This window comes from Rhodopseudomonas sp. WA056, assembly GCF_010906995.1.
Lineage (GTDB): Bacteria > Pseudomonadota > Alphaproteobacteria > Rhizobiales > Xanthobacteraceae > Rhodopseudomonas > Rhodopseudomonas palustris_G.
This window is the reverse complement of record NZ_QPFS01000040.1, coordinates 17,881-35,630: the sequence shown is the minus strand read 5'-3', so window position 1 is coordinate 35,630 and position 17,750 is coordinate 17,881. Positions and strand designations below refer to the sequence as shown.

General features: G+C 66.1%; 19 protein-coding genes and 1 pseudogene. 8 read left to right on the top strand and 12 right to left on the bottom strand.

The genetic code is table 11. From position 1 onward, the window contains the following. The 7 genes from DU475_RS10485 to rutD all read left to right on the top strand — a co-directional run. A partial coding sequence (locus DU475_RS10485) for an ABC transporter substrate-binding protein (RefSeq protein ID WP_164632093.1) occupies positions 1–850 on the top strand: 850 nt, incomplete at its 5' end. A 14-nt stretch (positions 851–864) separates the two neighbouring features. Further along, the gene (locus tag DU475_RS10480) at positions 865–1,551 is read left to right on the top strand and encodes an isochorismatase family protein (RefSeq protein WP_142883393.1); all 687 of its coding nucleotides are present in this window, start codon (positions 865–867) and stop codon (positions 1,549–1,551) included. A 29-nt stretch (positions 1,552–1,580) separates the two neighbouring features. Further along, complete coding sequence (gene rutC / locus DU475_RS10475) at positions 1,581–1,967, top strand: pyrimidine utilization protein C (protein ID WP_164632091.1); 387 nt, start codon at positions 1,581–1,583, stop codon at positions 1,965–1,967. A gap of 29 nt (positions 1,968–1,996) precedes the next feature. Next, on the top strand, positions 1,997–2,809 hold the full coding sequence (locus DU475_RS10470) for an ABC transporter permease (RefSeq protein ID WP_246700298.1): 813 nt from the start codon (positions 1,997–1,999) through the stop codon (positions 2,807–2,809). A 73-nt stretch (positions 2,810–2,882) separates the two neighbouring features. After that, the gene (locus DU475_RS10465; RefSeq protein WP_164632089.1) at positions 2,883–3,635 is read left to right on the top strand and encodes an alpha/beta fold hydrolase; all 753 of its coding nucleotides are present in this window, start codon (positions 2,883–2,885) and stop codon (positions 3,633–3,635) included. Continuing rightward, positions 3,628–4,413 carry an ABC transporter ATP-binding protein gene (locus tag DU475_RS10460; protein WP_013504015.1) on the top strand — a complete coding sequence of 262 codons (786 nt, stop codon included), beginning with the start codon at positions 3,628–3,630 and terminating at the stop codon, positions 4,411–4,413. Before DU475_RS10465 ends, DU475_RS10460 begins: the two co-directional genes overlap by 8 nt. A gap of 17 nt (positions 4,414–4,430) precedes the next feature. After that, a complete protein-coding gene (gene rutD, locus DU475_RS10455; RefSeq protein ID WP_164632096.1) occupies positions 4,431–5,213 on the top strand; it encodes a pyrimidine utilization protein D in 783 nt (260 codons plus the stop codon). Here rutD and DU475_RS10450 read toward each other — a convergent pair. From DU475_RS10450 to nirK, 9 genes and pseudogenes are all read right to left on the bottom strand, one after another. Next, positions 5,196–5,834: a hypothetical protein gene (locus DU475_RS10450; protein ID WP_164632087.1), complete on the bottom strand. Its 639-nt coding sequence runs from the start codon at positions 5,832–5,834 to the stop codon at positions 5,196–5,198. The two genes, rutD and DU475_RS10450, sit on opposite strands and share 18 nt — an antisense overlap. Positions 5,835–5,964: 130 nt before the next feature. After that, positions 5,965–7,611: an ABC transporter permease gene (locus DU475_RS10445; protein ID WP_164632085.1), complete on the bottom strand. Its 1,647-nt coding sequence runs from the start codon at positions 7,609–7,611 to the stop codon at positions 5,965–5,967. Between the two features lie 143 nt (positions 7,612–7,754). Continuing rightward, positions 7,755–8,765: a Fe(3+) ABC transporter substrate-binding protein gene (locus DU475_RS10440; protein ID WP_013504011.1), complete on the bottom strand. Its 1,011-nt coding sequence runs from the start codon at positions 8,763–8,765 to the stop codon at positions 7,755–7,757. Positions 8,766–8,922: 157 nt separating this feature from the next. Continuing rightward, a complete protein-coding gene (locus tag DU475_RS10435) occupies positions 8,923–9,138 on the bottom strand; it encodes a hypothetical protein (RefSeq protein ID WP_047308076.1) in 216 nt (71 codons plus the stop codon). A 177-nt stretch (positions 9,139–9,315) separates the two neighbouring features. Further along, the gene (locus DU475_RS10430; protein ID WP_142883390.1) at positions 9,316–10,938 is read right to left on the bottom strand and encodes an MBL fold metallo-hydrolase; all 1,623 of its coding nucleotides are present in this window, start codon (positions 10,936–10,938) and stop codon (positions 9,316–9,318) included. Next, a complete protein-coding gene (locus DU475_RS10425) occupies positions 10,935–11,846 on the bottom strand; it encodes a ribose-phosphate pyrophosphokinase (protein ID WP_164632083.1) in 912 nt (303 codons plus the stop codon). Before DU475_RS10425 ends, DU475_RS10430 begins: the two co-directional genes overlap by 4 nt. Beyond that, a complete protein-coding gene (locus DU475_RS10420; protein WP_047308073.1) occupies positions 11,843–13,387 on the bottom strand; it encodes a thymidine phosphorylase family protein in 1,545 nt (514 codons plus the stop codon). The genes DU475_RS10425 and DU475_RS10420 overlap by 4 nt, the downstream gene beginning before the upstream one ends. A 151-nt stretch (positions 13,388–13,538) precedes the next feature. Then, positions 13,539–14,394 (bottom strand): annotated as a pseudogene (locus DU475_RS10415) (formylglycine-generating enzyme family protein). 174 nt (positions 14,395–14,568) lie between these two features. Then, positions 14,569–15,681, bottom strand: a complete 1,113-nt coding sequence (gene nirK, locus DU475_RS10410; protein WP_013504005.1) for a copper-containing nitrite reductase — start codon at positions 15,679–15,681, stop codon at positions 14,569–14,571. A gap of 235 nt (positions 15,682–15,916) precedes the next feature. On the opposite strand from nirK, the gene DU475_RS10405 reads away from it, so the two are divergent. Beyond that, the gene (locus tag DU475_RS10405) at positions 15,917–16,141 is read left to right on the top strand and encodes a DUF1858 domain-containing protein (protein ID WP_047307344.1); all 225 of its coding nucleotides are present in this window, start codon (positions 15,917–15,919) and stop codon (positions 16,139–16,141) included. On the opposite strand, the gene DU475_RS10400 is transcribed toward DU475_RS10405, so the two are convergent. The 3 genes from DU475_RS10400 to DU475_RS10390 form a co-directional block, all read right to left on the bottom strand. After that, complete coding sequence (locus DU475_RS10400; protein ID WP_013504003.1) at positions 16,114–16,824, bottom strand: Crp/Fnr family transcriptional regulator; 711 nt, start codon at positions 16,822–16,824, stop codon at positions 16,114–16,116. The genes DU475_RS10405 and DU475_RS10400 overlap by 28 nt on opposite strands. Before the next feature lie 82 nt (positions 16,825–16,906). After that, entirely contained in the window at positions 16,907–17,311 is a 405-nt protein-coding gene (locus DU475_RS10395) for a type II toxin-antitoxin system VapC family toxin (protein ID WP_142883384.1), read from the bottom strand. Further along, the gene (locus DU475_RS10390) at positions 17,308–17,559 is read right to left on the bottom strand and encodes a type II toxin-antitoxin system VapB family antitoxin (RefSeq protein WP_011159676.1); all 252 of its coding nucleotides are present in this window, start codon (positions 17,557–17,559) and stop codon (positions 17,308–17,310) included. Before DU475_RS10390 ends, DU475_RS10395 begins: the two co-directional genes overlap by 4 nt. Between the last annotated feature and the right edge of the window lie 191 nt (positions 17,560–17,750).

The window sequence follows — 17,750 nt, the reverse complement described above, 5'->3', positions numbered from 1 at the left end:
CTTCAACAAGCACGGGCTCGACGTCGCCGTCAGCTCGGCGGGCGGCATCGCGCTGGCGCTGCCGGTGGTGCTGTCGGGCAATGCCAGCTTCGCGGTCACCGGCGCGGGCATGTCCGTCAACGCGGTCAACGAGGGCGCCAAGGTCAGCAACATCGCCAAGGTGGTCGGCGGCGTCGCGATGTGGGCGGTCGCCAAGCCCGGCACCAAGGTCGGCAGCATCGCCGACTTCAAGGGCAAGACCATCGCCACGCTGCGCTTCCCGTCCTCGACCATCCAGACTCCGACCTTCGCCATGAAGGACCGCGGCGGCTTCGATCCGGAGCCGAGCGGCGTCAAATTCCTGCAGCTACCGCAGGGCGCGCAGGCTCAGGCCGTGCTCGACGGCCGCGCCGAGTTCGCCACGATGTTCGAATGGGACGTCTCGATCGCCAAGGAGAAGTTCGGCCTCGAGCCGGTGTTCGCCTTCGCCGACATCATCGGTCCGCTGTCCTGGACCACCGCGATGACGCAGAAGAGCGTGATCGAGAAGGACCCGGCGATGGTGCAGGCGTTCTGCGACGCGCTGGCCGAGGCCCAGGCGGCGCTACAGACCGATCGCGAGCTGTTCGTCAAAGCCTCGGTCGCCGAATTCCCGCAGGTCGGCGAGTCGGTGATCCGCTCCGCGGCCGACAATCTGCTCGGCAACTCGGCCGCCATTCCGAAGAACCCGACCATTTCCAAGGCCGAGTGGGACGCCGACATGGCGTTCGAACTCGCCGGCGGCTCGATCAAGTCCGCCCTGCCCTACGAAGAAATGGTCGACAACAGCTTCGCCGAAAAGGCGACCGCCAAGGTCGGCAAGGCCGGCTGAAAATCGAGAGCATCATGTCCAAGCAATTGTCCGCCCGTCCCGAATCCGTCGATTTCGACGCCGCCGCCACTGCGCTGATCGTCGTCGACATGCAGAACGGTTACTGTTCGCCGGGTGGTTACTTCTCGCATCTCGGCGTCGACCTGACGCCGACCCAGAAGGTCATTCCCGCCATCGCCAGGTTGATATCGATCGCCCGCGGCTCCGGCATCCAGGTGGTGTGGCTGCAGAACGGCTGGGATCCGGCGCTGAAGGAGGCCGGCGGTCCGAATTCGGTCAATCAGCGTAAGGGCAATTCGCTGAAGCTGATGCGCAGCCGGCCCGAACTGGCCGGCAAGCTGCTGACCCGCGGCGGCTGGGACTACGAGCTGGTCCAGGAGCTGAAGCCGCAGCCCGACGATCTGTTGGTGCCGAAGCCGCGCTACAGCGGCTTCGCCGGCACCGCACTCGACAGCCTGTTGCGCAGCCGAAGGATCGACACGGTGCTGGTGTGCGGCGTCGCCACCAATGTGTGCGTCGAGTCGACCATCCGCGACGCGTTCTTCAGGGAATACTTCCCAGTTCTGGTGCGCGACGCCTGCTACCAGGCCGGGCCGGAGTTCTGCCAGCAGGCGACGATCTACAATGTCGAGAGCTTCTTCGGCTGGAGCTCGACCGTCGACGACGTCGCCCAGGCGCTCGCTTCCAGCATCGCCGCCTGAATTTCGCCTTCGACAACCAAGGAGTGTCCATGCCGTTCGAAGTCATCATTCCGCCGGGCTCGCCGCCGCCGCTCGCGCCCTATAGCCCCGGTACCAAGGCCGGCGGATTCATCTATGTTTCCGGTACGCTGGCGATCGGTCCCAACGGCGAGGCCGTCGGTGCCGGCGACGCCACCGCGCAGACCCGGTTCGTGCTGGAGTCGATCAAGTCGGTGGTCGAGGCCGGCGGCGGCACGCTGAAGGACGTTGTGTTCAACCAGATCTTCCTGAAGGACCTCGCCGACTACGCGGCGATGAATGCCGTCTACAAGGAGTACTTCCCGGAGACTCCGCCAGCGCGTTACTGCATCCAGAGCCCGTTGGTGCGCCCGGAATTCCTGGTCGAGATCGCCACCACCGCTTACGTCGGAACCTGACCATGGCCAATGCGGAGATCATGGGTCGCATGCCCGAGCAGACAGCCGATCGGAAGCCGGCCAAAGCCTCGCAACGCTCGATCTCCGCGCCGTGGCTTGCGCGGGGCAGGATCTTCTTTCTGCAATTGCTGCTGATCGGTGGCTTCCTGTTGCTGTGGGAGATCGCGATCCGCGCCGAGTGGATCAAGGTCTATCTCTACGGCCAACCGACCGGCATCTGGCGAGAGCTGGCCAAGGGGCTCACCACCGGCTCACTGCTCAACGACACCTGGGTCACTGCCAAGGAATCGATTCTCGGATTCCTGATCGGCAGCATCGCCGGCTCCGCCGCCGGCCTGCTGTTGTGGCTGTCACCGACCGCGGCCGCCGTGCTACGGCCACTCTTGATCGCACTCAACGGCCTGCCGAAGATCGCGCTGGCGCCGCTGATCGTGGTGTGGTTCGGCGTCGGCATCGAATCCAAGATCGCGGTCGCCGCCATCATCACTTTCATCGTTGCGATGATCACCAGCTATGCCGGCACGCAGGAAATCGATGGCGACTATCTGAAGATGCTCAAGGCGCTCGGCGCCAGCCGGTTTCAGATGTTTCGTATCGTGATCGCGCCCGGATCGCTGCCGTGGATCGCCTCCGCGTTTCGACTCAACATCGGCTTCGCGATGATCGGCGCGGTGGTCGGCGAATACATCTCGGCCGATCAGGGGCTCGGCTATCAGATCTACTACGCCGGTACGTTGTACAATCTCAACGCGGTGTGGGGCGGCATTCTCGCATTGATGCTGCTGGCGCTGCTGCTCGACGGCCTCGTCGGCTGGGTCGAGCACCGGATGAAGTGGCGCTGAGGTTCTGAAGATGCCGATCGCTCAATTGTCGGACATTGCACTACGCTACGAGGTCGTCGGCTCCGGTGAGCCGGTGCTGCTGGTCGCCGGCCTCGGCGGATCCGCCGGTTACTGGGGGCCCAATGTGGACGCCTTCGCGGCGCGTCATCAGGTGGTGCTGCACGATCATCGCGGCACCGGTGGCAGCACCCGCTCCGAGATGGAATATTCGGTCGAGCTGCTCGCTGACGACTTGCTGCGGCTGATGGATCGCCTGGATATCGACAAGGCACATCTGGTCGGCCATTCGACCGGCGGCGCGATGGGGATCGTGCTCGGCGCCAAGGCGCCGGAGCGGATCGCCAGCTTGGTGCTGTACGCGACCTGGGCCGAGCTCGACGCGCAAATGGAGAGTTGCCTCAGTCTGCGCCGGCGCATCCTGAGCGGCATGGGCGAAGCGGAGTATCATCGCGCTACGCCGCTTTTCCTGTATCCGCCCTACTACGTGCGCGACCATCGGGCCGAGCTGGACCGCGAGATCGCGGTTGCCGTGGCCGCGACGCCGTCGCGCAGCATCATGGATGCGCGCGCTGCCGGCATCATGGCGTTCGACGGGCTGCGCTATCTGGACAAGATCCGCTGCCCCACGATGGTACTTGTCGCGCAGGACGACATCCTGACGCCGCCGTATTCGTCGGAACTTATTGCCGCGCGCATCGCGGGCGCCGAGCTCGTCCAGCTGCCGCGCGGCGGCCACGCCTTCTCCCGCGTCGAGCCGGTTGCCTTCAACAACCTCACGCTCGACTTCCTGGCCGCTCATCCGATCGGAACCTACGCCCATGTCTGACGCCCACATCGTGCTCAACGCCGAGAACGTCGGCATGACCTTCGACGTCGCCAATGCGGCGCCGGTGACCGCGATCGCCAATATCGGATTTCAGGTCCATCGTGGCGAGATCGTCGCCATCGTCGGCCCGTCCGGCTGCGGCAAGACCACCCTGTTCAACATCATCGCCGGGCTGCTGGAACCGACCGGCGGCCGGGTCGAGGTCAACGGCGAGCCGGTCCACAGCGCCACCGGCCATGTCGGCTACATGCTGCAGAAGGACCTGCTGCTGCCCTGGCGTACCGTGATCGACAACGTGATCGTCGGGCTGCAGGTCCGCAACATGCCGCGCAAGAAGGCCGAGGCGATCGCCCACGAGCTGATCGAAAATTACGGCCTCAAGGGTTTCGAGCACAGCTATCCGTCGGAGCTGTCTGGCGGGATGCGCCAGCGCGTAGCGTTCATGCGCACGCTTGCCTTCAGTCCGGACGTGATCCTGCTCGACGAGCCGTTCTCGGCGCTCGACAGCCAGACCCGGCTGGTGCTGCAGAGCGACGTGTTGCGCATTATCCGCGAGCGGCAATGCAGTGTCGTCCTGGTCACCCACGATGTCGGCGAGGCGATCACCATGGCGGACCGCATCGTCGTCATCACCAGCCGCCCGGGCCGGGTGAAATCGATCCATCCAGTGCACATCGCGCCGGAGCAGCGCCATCCGCTGAAGATCCGCAAGCTGCCGGAATTCACTGCGCTGTACGAGACGATCTGGTCCGAACTCGGCATCGATCTCGCGGCATGACCGGGCAGCAAGGTTCGATGCTGGCCGCGGAGATCGTCGGGCGCCCCGAGCCGGACGCCCCGACCATCGTGCTGTCGGCCGGGCTCGGCGGCGCTGGCGCTTTCTGGCTGCCACAGATCGAAGCGCTGGCGCAGCAGTATCGCGTCGTGTTGTACGATCATCGCGGCACCGGGCGCAATCCGGCGACACTGCCCGACGGCTACAGCATCGGCGACATGGCCGATGAAGTGATCGCGCTGTTGCAGGCGCAGCAGATCGAACGCTGTCACTTCATGGGCCACGCGCTCGGCGGGCTGGTCGGGCTCGAACTCGCTCTGCGCGCGCCGCAGATGCTTGATCGGCTCGTGCTGGTCAACGCCTGGGCCGCGCCCAATCCGCACACCAAGCGCTGCTTCGACGTGCGCCGAGACCTGCTGCGCGGTGTCGGCGTCGAAGCCTATGTTCGGGCGCAGCCGATCTTTCTTTATCCTCCGGCCTGGATGGTCGCGAACGCCGCGCGGGTGGCGGAAGAGGAAGCTCATGGGGTTCGCCACTTCCAGGGTGCCGACAATATCGAGCGGCGGATCGCGGCTTTGCTGGCTTTCGATGTCGCGGCCCGGCTCGACGAGATTCATCATTCGACGCTGGTGCTGGCGAGCAAGGACGACACGCTGGTACCGTGGACGTGCTCGCAGCATCTCGCCGCCGGCCTGCCATCTGCTGAATTCGTGCTGATGCCGGAAGGCGGCCACGGCGTCACCGTGACCGAGGCGGATGCGATCAACCGCGCAGTGCTGGATTTCCTAGCGCCGGCCGCCTGAGAACATCGGCGATTCGCCGGGCAGCAGGTTGGAGCGGATGTCGCTGTCGGTGGTGCCGTTGTACTGGGTGTAGCCGGCCGAGAACGACAGGCTGACATTGGAGGTCGGCTTGATCTCGATCCCGGCGTTGACGCTGGTGGCGGCGGTGTTGCTGCTGGCGAAGCCCGGCGAGGTCAGCGCCGTGAACACGTCCGGCTTGTACTTCAGACTGTCGACGCTGCCGAACAGCGTCACTGGCAAGTCGCCGACGCCCTTGAAGCGGTAACCGTATTGCGAGCCCTCTGCGGCGAGCGAGCCGAAATTGCCGAATGCGCCGGCGCCGCCCGGGCTGTTCCAGCCGAAGCTGCCGGTCAACGGCCCGACCGGGGCACTGTAGCTGCGGGCAACGAAGCCACTGCGCGGTTCGCCGTTCTCGTCGGTCTCGGTGGTGAACCCAGGGACGTCGCCCCAGCTCAGTGCGCGCCAGCTCTCGGTGGTGCCGCCGCCGAAGCCGAACGGCCCACCGGGGATCCAGTAGCGGATCGGTGCCACCTGCGCCGACGCCGACGCGGTAGCGCCGAGCGACAAGGCGAGAACGAGGCCGCATCGGGCGGCGGCAGAACAGATCCGAGCTTGCTTCATCGGGCGAATTATACGGTCGCGGACGGGGCAGGGCCAGCCGGTGCTGCGGATCGCCGCAGCACAGGGGTTCCCGAGCCATGATCCACGGGATGACGGCGGCAGCGTGGCGCTCCGCTCTTTCCGATAGGGTTCATTCCGGCAGGTCGGAGAACCGCGTCAGCCAGATCACGGGCGGAATGCTGGCGGCGACGATGATCAGGGCCGCCAGCGCGCCATCCTCGAAGCTGCCGCGGCTGGCGTATTGGTAGATCGAGGTCGACAGCGTCTCGACGTTCAGCGGCCGCAGCAGCAGCGTCGCCGGCAGCTCTTTCAGACAGTCGACGAACACCAGGATCGCAGCGCCGACCAGCGCCGGGCGCAGCAGCGGCAGGTCGATCTTCCACAGCGTGATCAGACGGCCGGCACCGGCGGCGCGGGCGGAGTCGTCATAGTCGCGCGGAATCCGATCGAATCCGGCCTTGAGCAGCCCGGTCGGCACCGCGAGAAAGCGGATCACATAGGCGGCCACCACGGCGCCCCCGGTGCTCATCAGGATCAGGCCGGGCGACGGGTAACCGAAGGCGCGGAACATATTGGCGACGGTGCCGTCGATCACCAGCACCGGCGTCAGCAGCCCGAGCGCCAGCACCAGGCCCGGAAGGGCGTAACCGAGCTGGGTGACTGTGACGGTCGCGCGGGTCGCTCGCTCCTCCCGCCAGCGCGCGGCCAGCACCACGATCAGCCCGAGCGCCAGCGCGATCACGGTTGCCAGAGCGGCCAGCGTCACCGTGTGCAGGGCGTCGCGCCACAGCGCAGGGTCGATCCCGATCGACAGGCTGCGGCGCACGCTCTCGCCGAGCAAAAAGCCGGCGGGCAGCACGAAGCCGAACAGCGGCGGCAACAGGCAGGCCGCGGTGGCGAGGCCGCCTTTCGCGTCGTCCAGCCGGGTGCGCGACCGCAGCCGCGGGCTTTCGGCCGACAGTTCGACGCTGGCGTTGCGTCGGCCGATCCGCTCGATCGCGATCAACAGCGCGGCGAAGCCGAGCAGCACCAGCGAGAGCTGCGCGGCGCCGGCGAGGCTGCCGCGATTCAGCCAGGTGGTGAACACCGAGACGGTGAGGGTGCGGACGCCGAGATATTCCGAGGCGCCGATGTCGTTCAGCGTCTCCAGCGCGGCGAGCGCGACGCCGACTGCAAGCGCAGGCCGTGCCATCGGCAGTACCACCCGGCACAGGATGGTGAAGCGGCCGGCGCCGAGCGTTCGCGCGGCCTCGATCGCGTCGGTGCCCTGGGCCTGAAACACCGCGCGGGCCGACAGATACACGTAAGGATACAGCACCAGCGCCAGCAGCAGCATCGCGCCGGGGAGCGAACGCATCTGCGGCAGCCACTGCACCGCCTCGGCCGGGGGCATCAGCGCCGACAGCGCGCGATGCACCAAGCCGAGCGGTTCGAACAGATCGACATAGACGTAGGCCGACAGATAGGTCGGCACCGAAAGCGGCAGCGGCAGCAGCCAGATCAGCGCCGCGCGGCCGGGAAAATCGTGCGACGACACCAGCCAGGCGGTGCCGGTCCCGATCAGCAGCGTCAGGGTGCCGACGCCGGCGATCAAGAGCGCGGTGTCGCCGACGGCGCGCGGCAGCACGTAGGCGATCAGATGCGACCACACCTCGCCCGCAGGCTGCAGTGCGATCAGCACCAGGCTGATTACGGGCGCGGCGACGAGAAGGGCGGTGAGGAGCGCGACGGCGAGGACGACGAGTTCGGTATCGGACGCACTGGGCGCCGTCCTCATGGTGAGGAGGCGCGTAGCGCCGTCTCGAACCATGAGGACGTGATCTTTGGCTTCATCCTTCGAGACGCCCGGCTTCGCCCTCTGGGCTTCGCCGGGCTCCTCAGGATGAGGGAAGTCTGCCTGCGGTGGAGGTGTGATGGCGTTCAGTTGTCGAACCCGACCTTGTCGACCAGCGTTGCGGCCGCCTTGCGGTTAGCGGCGATCTGGGCGATCGGCAGCGGATCGGGCTTCAGCTTGCCGTAGCCGGCGATCACCGGGTTCAGCGCGACGCCCGGGCGGATCGGGTACTCGTAGTTGGCGTCAGCGTAGATCTGCTGCGCCTTCTCGCCGGCGAGCCATTCGATCAGTTTCACCGCATTGGCCTTGTTCGGCGCGTTCTTGGTCAGCAGCACGCCGGACAGGTTGACGTGGGTGCCGCCGCCTTCGAACGTCGGCAGCACGACGCGGGTGGCGTCGGCCCAGGCCTTCTTGTCGGGGTCCTTCTGCATCAATGCCCAGTAGTAGGTATTGCCGATGCCGAGGTCGCATTTGCCGGCAGCGACGTCGCGCGCGGTCTCGCGGTCGCCGCCCGACGGCTTCTGCGCCAGATTGGCCTTCAGGCCGCGGAGCCATTCCTCGGCCTTGGCCTCGCCGTGCTTGGCCACATAGGCGGCGAACAGCGCGTTGTTGTAGATGTGCTGGCCGGAGCGGATGCAGATCTTGCCCTTCCACTTCGGATCGGCCAGTTCCTCGTAGGTGATCGTTTCCTGCTTGACGCGGTCCTTCGAGGCGTAGATCACCCGGGCCCGCATCGAGATCCCGGCCCAGTGGCCGTTGGGATCGCGGAACTGGGCCGGTACGATCTCGTCGATCACCGCCGAATTGATCGGCTGGCTGATGCCGGCCGCGACCGCATCGTCGATTCGGCCGATGTCGACCGTCAGCAGCACGTCGGCCGGGCTCTCGGCGCCCTCGGCCTTGATCCGCTGCTCCAGGCCGGAACTGGCCGAGATCACATTGACGGCGATCCCGGTGTCCTTGGTGAAGGCGTCGAACAGCGGCTGCACCAGTTTGGTTTCCCGATAGGTGTAGACATTCACCTGCTCGGCGGCTCCGGCGGCAAACGGCACGACAATGGCGGCAAATGCGAGGGCAGCGGCGCGCAAACGGCTCATACGGCAGGCTCCTGACGAAAATCGAGAACGCCTGTCAGTAGCCCAGCCCAAGGGGGCGGTGCAGCGGCTCAATGTCGCGATTAGAGCGATTCCAAATAGAGCTCTCGGGCTGCTACGAGCCCCGGCTGGAAGACCGCGTAGGGCTCCCGCCAACGGGTCAGATCAGATGATGGCCGTTGCCGCCCTGGCAGGCCGGACACTTGCAGTTGTGGAAATTGATCTCGGCGGCGACGTATTCGGTGCCGCAATGAATGCAGGCGATCTGCAGATGCGGACGTCTGTCGGCGCTGCAACTGGCGGTTCGGGCGACCAGATACTGACCGAGCGCATTCTGGTCGCCTTCGGCGACATGATAGTTCGCACTCACGAGCATCCCCCGGATTGTGCATCTGCGAGATAATCTAGCACACAGCCCATAGGGGATTGCAATTCGAATAGCTGCAATCGAATCGCGTATTTCGCAGGCGTAGCGGTGTTCCAATGCCGAGTGTGAATCAAACCTTGCACAAATGGTATTCAAACCATGGCACCGGGATCCGCGATGGCGTGGCTATCGCCGCGCCGCATGTGCGCCGTTGCCGTTCTCGTCGAGCGCACGGCGCAGGCGCCGAATGATCACGCTGCGCGCGCGTTCGTCGGCGGCGGCTTCGACGCTGGCGTTGATATCGAGCAGCAGCTTTGACATCTCGTTGTGCCAGTCGAGCCTGACGACCGACTCCGGCTCGAGCCGCCGGCGATGTTTGCCGTCGAGCACGGTCGGTACCGGTGCGGCGAGTTCGTAGACGTCGTCGAGCAGCGGCTGAATGATCTTCGCTGCCGGCAGTACGCCACTGCCGAGTCGCTCAGCCAGCGCTGCGATCGCTGTTTCTTCGCCGTGGCTGAGAAACAGCCCGCGGTCGATCGGCCGGCGCTCGGTGATCCAGCGTATCAGTTCGCCGGCATCGGCATGTCCGGAGTAATCGTCGATGCGGCGGATCTTGGCTTTGACGCGGACTTCCTCGCCCATGATCCGAACCGCCTTGGCGCCTTCCTCGAGGAAGCGGCCGAGCGTGCCGTTGGCCTGATAACCGACCAGCAGCACGGTGCCGGTCGAGCGGCACAGCCAGCGCTTGAGATGATGGCGGATGCGGCCGGCATCGCACATCCCGCTGGCGGCGATGATAATGTGGAAGCCGTTCAGCTTGGCGATCGATTTGCTCTCTTCCACCGTCTCGGTGAAGCGCAGATGCGGCGAGGCGAGCAGCCGCTCGACATCGACGTCTTCGTCGAGATCGGCGGCGTGGCGGCGGAATACTTCGGTGGCGCGGATTGCCAGCGGCGAATCCAGGAACACTGGTGCGCTCGGGATGCTGCCCTTCTCCATCAGGTCGATCAGGTCGACGATCAGCTCCTGGGTGCGCTCGACCGCGAACGCCGGAATCACCAGCGCGCCGCGCGCCGCGGCGGCGGCGTTGACTTCGGCGGCGAGCCGTTCGTGCCGGAGTTGCGGTGAAGTCGGCTCGCGCGTCCGGTCGCCATAGGTCGACTCGCAGAGCACGTAGTCGAAATGCGCCGGCGCTTCCGGGTCGGGTTGCAGCAGCTTGCCGTCGGGGCCGATGTCGCCGGAGGCGAGCAGCCGCAGCGCCGACGACGAGCGACCCTCGCCGTCGATCTCGATTTCGATCGAGGCCGAGCCGAGCAAGTGGCCGGCGTTCCAGAACCGCGCGCGCACGCCCGGAACAACGGTGATCCAGCTCTGGTAATCGACCGGATAGAACGACGACAGCGTCGCGATTGCGTCGGCCTGGGTGTAGATCGGGCTGACCTCCGGTCGCCCCCGCGCGGCGTTGCGGCGGTTCAGCATCATCACTTCGGACTCCTGGATGCTGCCCGCGTCGGGCAGCATGTAGGAGCACAGATCAATGGTGCCGCGGGTCGCCAGGATCCGCCCTTTGAATCCCTCGCGCACCAGCTTCGGCAGCAGGCCGCAGTGATCGATATGGGCATGCGTCAGCAGCACCGCGTCGATATCGGACGGGCGGAACGGAAACGCGCCGTAGTTCAGTTCCTTCAGCGTCTTCTGGCCCTGGAACAGGCCGCAATCGACCAGGAAGCGCTTGCCCTTGGTCTCGAACAGATAGCAGGAGCCGGTGACGGTGCGCGCGGCGCCGCAGAACCTGATGGTGACGCTCATGCGCGGGTCTCCTTGATCGTCCTGCCGATCTCGGTGTGCAGGGCGTCGACGAATAGTTCGTCGAGCGTAATCGCATTTGTCGGGTGCGGGACGGTGTGGGTGGAGCGGATGCTGCGGATTCCGGCGGAAGCGAAGTCGCGCAGCATTGCCGGTGGAAACAGCGCGTGGGTGATCACCGCGTCGACCGACGTTGCGCCGGCGCCGAGCAGCGCGCGCGTGCAGGCGATCAGCGTGCCGCCGGACGAGACGATGTCGTCGACCAGCAGCGCCGGCCGGCCCGCCACCGCGCTCGCATCAGTGAACGCGATTTCGACCGATCGGTCGCCATGGCGGATTTTCTGCGCCACTGCCGATCGGGTGCCGATCAGTTCGGCGAGCGCATCAACCCATTGTTGCGACTCGGAGTCCGGTCCGACCACCACGGTGTCAGGATCGAGCGTGCCGCGCAGCGCCGCGGCGATCGCCGGCATCGCCGACAATTCATCGGCTGCGATCCCCGGGAAGACGTCGCTGAGCCGCGGCGTGCGATGCAGATGCGGGTCGACGGTGATGACGCGGTCGACCAGGCTCGCCAGCAGTCGGCCCATCGCCTTCTGGCTGATCGCGTCGCCGGGGCGGAACGCGACGTCCTGGCGCATGTAGCAGAGATACGGCGCCAGCAGCACCAGCCGGGTGCAGCCTTCGCGGCGCAGCGCTTCGGCGGCGAACAGGATGGTCACCAGCTTATCGTTGGGCTGATCGAGCGGCAGATAGAGGATCGTGGTCGCGGCTGTGGGGCCGACATTGACGGCGATCTCGCCGTCCGGAAAGCGGTGCTGCGTTATCAGATGCGCCGGCACGCCGAGCCGCGCCGCGAGCCGAATGGCATCGTCCGCCGCCGAGTCCAGATAGCGCAGCGCGACGCTCACGACACCAGGTCCACGTCTGCCGGGGTGTGATGATTGATCGAGAAGCCGGACTCCGCCTGCGCCGCGGCCAGCGCCAGATCGAATTCGGCGCTGTCGGACGCATACACCCGGTACAGTGGCTCGCCTTTTTCGACGCGGTCGCCGATCTTCTTGAACAGGTCGATTCCGGCACCCTTGGCCACCGGGGCGCCGGCGGTGCGGGCGAGGCGGTTGATGCGCAGGCAGTCGATCCCGTTGACCACGCCATCGGCGGAAGCCAGCACGTCGGCGGCGTGCGCGCCGAGGTCGACACGGCAGGGCGACGGCCCCTGCGCGTCGATGATCTGCTGCATCTTCTTCAGCGCAGCGCCGCTGTCGAGCAGCTCTTTGGCGCGGGCATAGCCGGCGCCTCCGCGCAACTTCGGATCATACTCCAAAAGATGCGCCGCGAGCCGCAGCGACTTCTCGCGCAAGTCCGCGGGCGCGTCCGGCTCGTTGCCCAGAACCGCCATCACGTCGCGGGCTTCCAGCACCGGCCCGATGCCGCGGCCGATCGGCTGGCGACCGTCGGTGGTGACCACCTCGACGCCGATGCCGAAATGATCGCCGACGAATTCGAACAGCTTGCGCAGCCGCATCGCCTCGTTGGCGTTCGCCACCTTCGCCGACGGGCCGACCGGGAAGTCGATCAGCAGCCGGGTCGAGCCGGCGGCGAGCTTCTTCGACATGATCGAGGCGACCATCTGCTCGGGCGTATCGAGACTCAGCGGACGTTCGACCGAGATCAGGATGTCGTCGGCGGGCGACAGGTTGACGTGGCCGCCCCACACCAGGCAGCCGCCGCAGGCGTGCACCACTTGTTTCATCTGCTCGACGTCGAGATCGACCCGCGCCAGCAGCTCCATGGTGTCGGCGGTGCCGGCCGGGGAGGTGATGGCGCGCGACGAGGTCTTGGGAATCATCAGCCCGTGCGCAGCGACGATCGGCACCACCACCATGGTGGTGCGGTTGCCGGGAATGCCGCCGATGCAGTGCTTGTCGACGACGATCGGGGTGTCCCATACCAGCTTGGTGCCGACCGAGGCCATCGCGCCGACCAGCGCCAGCAATTCGTCGGTCGAGGTGAACCGTGCGGCGCTGATCAGGAACGCGGCGATTTCCATGTCGGAGTAGCGGAAGTGCGCCAGATCATCGACGATCGCGGTGATCTCCGTGGCCGACAGGGTGTGGCCCTGGATCTTGGCGCGGACCGCGTCGAGGCTGGCCGGTGAGCGCGCCGGCGTCACCGACACCGCGCTGCCGACCGGCTCGCTGAAGCGGCGGAACGCCGGCTCGGACAGGCCGAGTTCGTCGGGACCGATCAGCGCATCGTCGTCGGTGATCATCAGCGTCGCCAGCAGCACTTTGTCGCCGATCCGCAGCTCGACGCGGCTGAAGCCGCGGAACACGTCGGGACGCAACGCATGGGAGCGGCGGGAGATCACCGCGACATTCTCGCGGCCGGTGTCGAGGCTGATCCGCCGGATGGTCAGCGGCGGGCGGGTGAGATCGGGAGCATTCAAGATCGCGCAACTCCGCGCAGCGGCCGGGGCGGCCAGTCAGGAGCGCGTGTCGAGGCGCCTGCGGGGCGCGACACGCGATGCGCAAGGCTAGAAGCTCGTGCCTCCGGTCCGTTTGATTCGTGTCAATGTGGTGCGCGGCCTTGGGCCGCGCTCAGATGCCCACCGACGCCATGGCACGGCCCAACTGTTCGCGCAGCCATGCCAGCGGCGCATCCGGTTCGCGCACAAGGCGGAAACCGAGGTGGATCGGCGGTAGCCCGGCCGAGCAGCCGCCGGCCTTGGCGTCGCGGATGAAATCGGACACGTAGGCGCGGTGCCGGCCTTCGGCGACCCGCACCCCGCAATTGGCGGTCCGGGCCTGCGCCCGGCCATCGGCGTCGATCGCGGTGCGGTCGAAGCAGGTCGTGGTCCATTCCCAGACGTTACCGGCCAGATCGAGCAGGCCGCGTTCGTTGGCGCCGAAGCCGCCGAAGCTGCGCAGGCTGGTCGACAGATCGCCGCGATCGGATTCGCGCTCGTAGCGCGCGATCCAGCGCACCGCAGGATCTTCGGTCTCCGCCGCCAGCCCGTCGTCCCTGAACCGGCTGCCGGCCGCAAACGCCCACTCGGCATCGGTCGGCAGCCGGTAGTGGGCGCCGGTCTTGCGCGACAGCCAATCGGCATAGCTCGTCGCATCCTGCCACGACACCTGCACGGCGGGCCGATCGGCGCGGATCGCGGTGCCGGCGGGCACCGGGTGGGTGGTCGGCCGCGCTGACCTGATGCAGCATGATCGACAGCGGCCGGTCGAACCGCAGGTCGACATGCGGCGCTTCGATCTGGCGGCCGTCGCGGGTGAATTCGCCCGCAAGCCGGTAGCGCATCACGCCCGGCGCGACGTCGACCACCGCCTGCCGGACATCCAGGTTCTGGTCGCCATGGCCGAGCACCAACGGTGTCACTGCAAGCGGCGTGATGAAGCCCGCGAGCGCGGCGAGAGCAATCTTGGCTTTGAAGGCGAGCAGCATGGCAGTTCGATGGGGCTGGGGTTTTTGCTCATTCTTGGAAGCTCTCAGCCGTCATGGCGAGCAGAGCGAAGCAATCCAGCTCCGAGCGCTGGGCTGGATTGCTTCGTCGCTTCGCTCCTCGCAATGGCGGAGAAGAACTGGGCTCACAAACATGAGCCGCGGAAGCGAGGAGTCTTAGTTGGTCGGGCCGCCCGGGATCGGGCCGGGAGCGCTGACCTGCTTCATCAGGTCGTCGTTCCACTTGCCGTCGACCTTGAAGTGCGCGGTGGCGCCGAGTTCGACCGCTTCGATCAGGTTGTGGTTGACGTAGGCGTACACGCCCGGCTGCTTGAAGGTGTACAGCGCAGCTCCGGCCGAGCCGCCGCGGATGAACCAGGTTTCCAGATTGGTCTCCGGCGGATTGGCGAACTTGCCGGTCTCCCAGACATAATCGCCGTGGCCGCCGATGATGTGCGGGCGGGTGTCGCGGTTGGCCTGCGAATGCACGATCAACACGGTCTCGCCGACCTTGGCGGTCATCGCGTCCTTGCCGGTCAGCGCGCCCACCTTGCCGTTGAATACCACGTGGGTCGGGATCAGCTTGCGCATCACCTCGACCGTGTCGACATAGGACTCGGCCGGTGAGGCGAAGGATTTGTATTTGCCGTGCTCGTCCTTCGGTACGTACATGTCCTGCTCGCCGATGTAATAGATGCGGTCGTAGTGCAGCGGCTTGCCGTTCCGATCCTTCAGGCCGTCGCGCGGCAGCACCATCATGGCGCCGTTCATGCCGGAAACGACGTGCCACGGGATCATGTTGCCGCCCGGCGCGCAGTGATACACGAAGGTGCCGGCGCGGTCGGCCTTGAACCGCAGCACCACCTGTTCGCCCGGATTGATCAAGGTCAGCGCGCCGCCGCCGAGCGCGCCGGTCGAGGCGTGGAAGTCGATATTGTGTGGCATGGTGTTGGTGGCGGGATTGACCAGCGTCAGCTCGACGTAGTCGCCCTCGTGCACCACCATCAACGGTCCGGGCATCGAGCCGTTGAATGTCATCGCCTGGAATTTGGTGCCGTCCTCGTCGATCACCACTTCCTTTTCCTGGACAACCAGCTTGAACTCGACGACCTTCGGGCCGTCCTTGGTGGCCTGCTGATGCGCGTGCACGAACGGCGGCGCCACCAGCTCGATCTTCTGGCGCGGCAGTTTAGAGATTTCGTCCTCGGCGGCGAACGCCACGTTCGGCACGGCGCTGAGCAGCAGAGCGGTCGCGGCGGCGCCCAACAGAGTGTCTCGACGGGTCATCATGGTCATCGTCCTTGCGGCTGATTGATAGTCGGCTGGCGCAACCATGCTCCTGCCGTGCCGCTGCTGTTTGTCCCAGCACAAGCTCGGAGATGAATACCTTTCAACTACGGGGGCACCCGCATCCGTCATTCGTCGGATGCGACAACTACGAGGTGTGGGAACCTCCGAAACGTTGTCGCGCGACAAAGAACGCCGCCGCCCCGGGCCTCAGCATAGCGGGTCAACGGAGACGACAATGTCGATTGACCGCACCCTCGTAGTCGAAGACGTGATGCGCCGGTGGCCGGCGACGATCCGGGTGTTCCTGGATTTCAAGCTCGCCTGCGTCGGTTGCCCGATCGCGACGTTTCACACGATCGAGGATTCCTGTCATGAGCACGGCATTGCCGAGGTGTCGTTCCTGGCGGCGCTGCGCGAGGCTGTGGCGAAGTCTCAGGAGGTCTTGCCGTCGGGCGCCTGATCGGCCAGCACCACGAGCTGATGCGGCTCGCGCAGGACGATCTTCTGCCGGCCGCTTTCGATCAGGCCCTTCTGCTCCCAGCCCGACAGCAGCCGGCTGACGGTGTGCAGCGTGGTGCCGGTCATCTGCGCGATATCCTGACGGCTGATCGGGAAATCGATCTGCACCCCGTTCTCGACCTTGCGGCCGCTCTGCTTGGCGAGCCGCAGCAGCGCATGCGCGACCCGCTGTTCGACCTGCTGGGTCGACATCTCCACCACCCGGGAATGCGTCTCCTGCAGCCGGCCGCCGACGGTGCGCAGCGTGTTGGTGGCGAGCGCCGGATACTGCTCGACCAGCCGCGGCCAGGCCGCGGTCGGCCAGGCCAGCACGATCGAATCGTCGACTGCGGTGGCAGTCGCCGGATAGCGGTTGAGCCCGATCGCCATCGCGACGCCCAGCGTCTCCCCGGGCGCGACGTAGCGCACCACGATCTGCTCGCCGGCCGGCGTCACCTTGCTGGCGCGGACGTGGCCGTGCAGCAGCACGAAGAACGAATGGGCGTCCTCGCCCTGCTCGAACACATGGCCGTTCTTGGGAACCCGGATCGACCGCGCCTCGAGCAGCACGGCGTCGAGCTCCGCCGGGCTCAGCCCCGCAAACAGCGGCAGTTTCGCAACCAGGGAAGTGTCGATCGTCGCCATCGAGGCTCTCGCGCCAGGGTTCGGTCCGCGCAGCTAAATCGCGATTGCCGGCGGGGGGCAAGGGGGAAGCCCAGGGAGAGATCTACGCGACAAGCGGAATATCGGTCAGCGGAAAGTCGTTGCCCTTGCACAGCAAGGGGGCATTCAGAGCTTTGGCCAGCGCGTAGGCGAAGCAATCTCCGTAGTTGAGAGCTGCTTTGTGGCCGGTCCCTTTCCCGAACCGCAAATGCGCCGAACGCGCGTATCCGGTCTGCTCGGTGGTCACGGGCTCGATCCGGATGCCGGCCGCCGCGATAAAGTCATCAAGCCATCGTTCGGCTTTGGCAGGCTGAACGTCCTTTAGTCCACGGAGAACGATCGCAATCTCCAGCAAATTGCCCGAGGATAGGACCGGTTGATCGTCGGAGGCGATCAGCCGCGCGAACTGGGCTGCCTCCTGCTCCTCGCGAAAGATCGCAATGATCGCCGACGTGTCGATGACGATCACGTGGGCAATCCATTCTCATCGTAGCCGAGAATCTCGTCTGGAGTTCGCCCGGTGTCAGGCAACGCGGCGTAACGGCCCCCGATCTTCAGCAGTCGTTGCGCGATCTGGTCGGTTTGCCGGCGACGATGCTCGCGTGCGAGCTGTTCGCGTAGCGCATTGGTCACCGCCGCAGTGAGGCTCTCCCCGGTCATGCGGGCCAGCTCTGTCGCTAACTGATGAGCTTCGTCGTTCTTGATGTTGAGATGCATGCGATCTCCGATTGGTAGAGAAATAGCATTTGTCTACCGCATCCTGTAATTTGGTCTCGCGGGAGGCGCTTGACAAGGGGGGGTGTCCAGGGGACAATATTCCTAGTGCCGCATCCCGCGTCGAAACGCGTTCCGCGACGGTTCTCTCCGGCGATCCGGCGAGGACGGTCGCGGCCACTGATACCACGGTC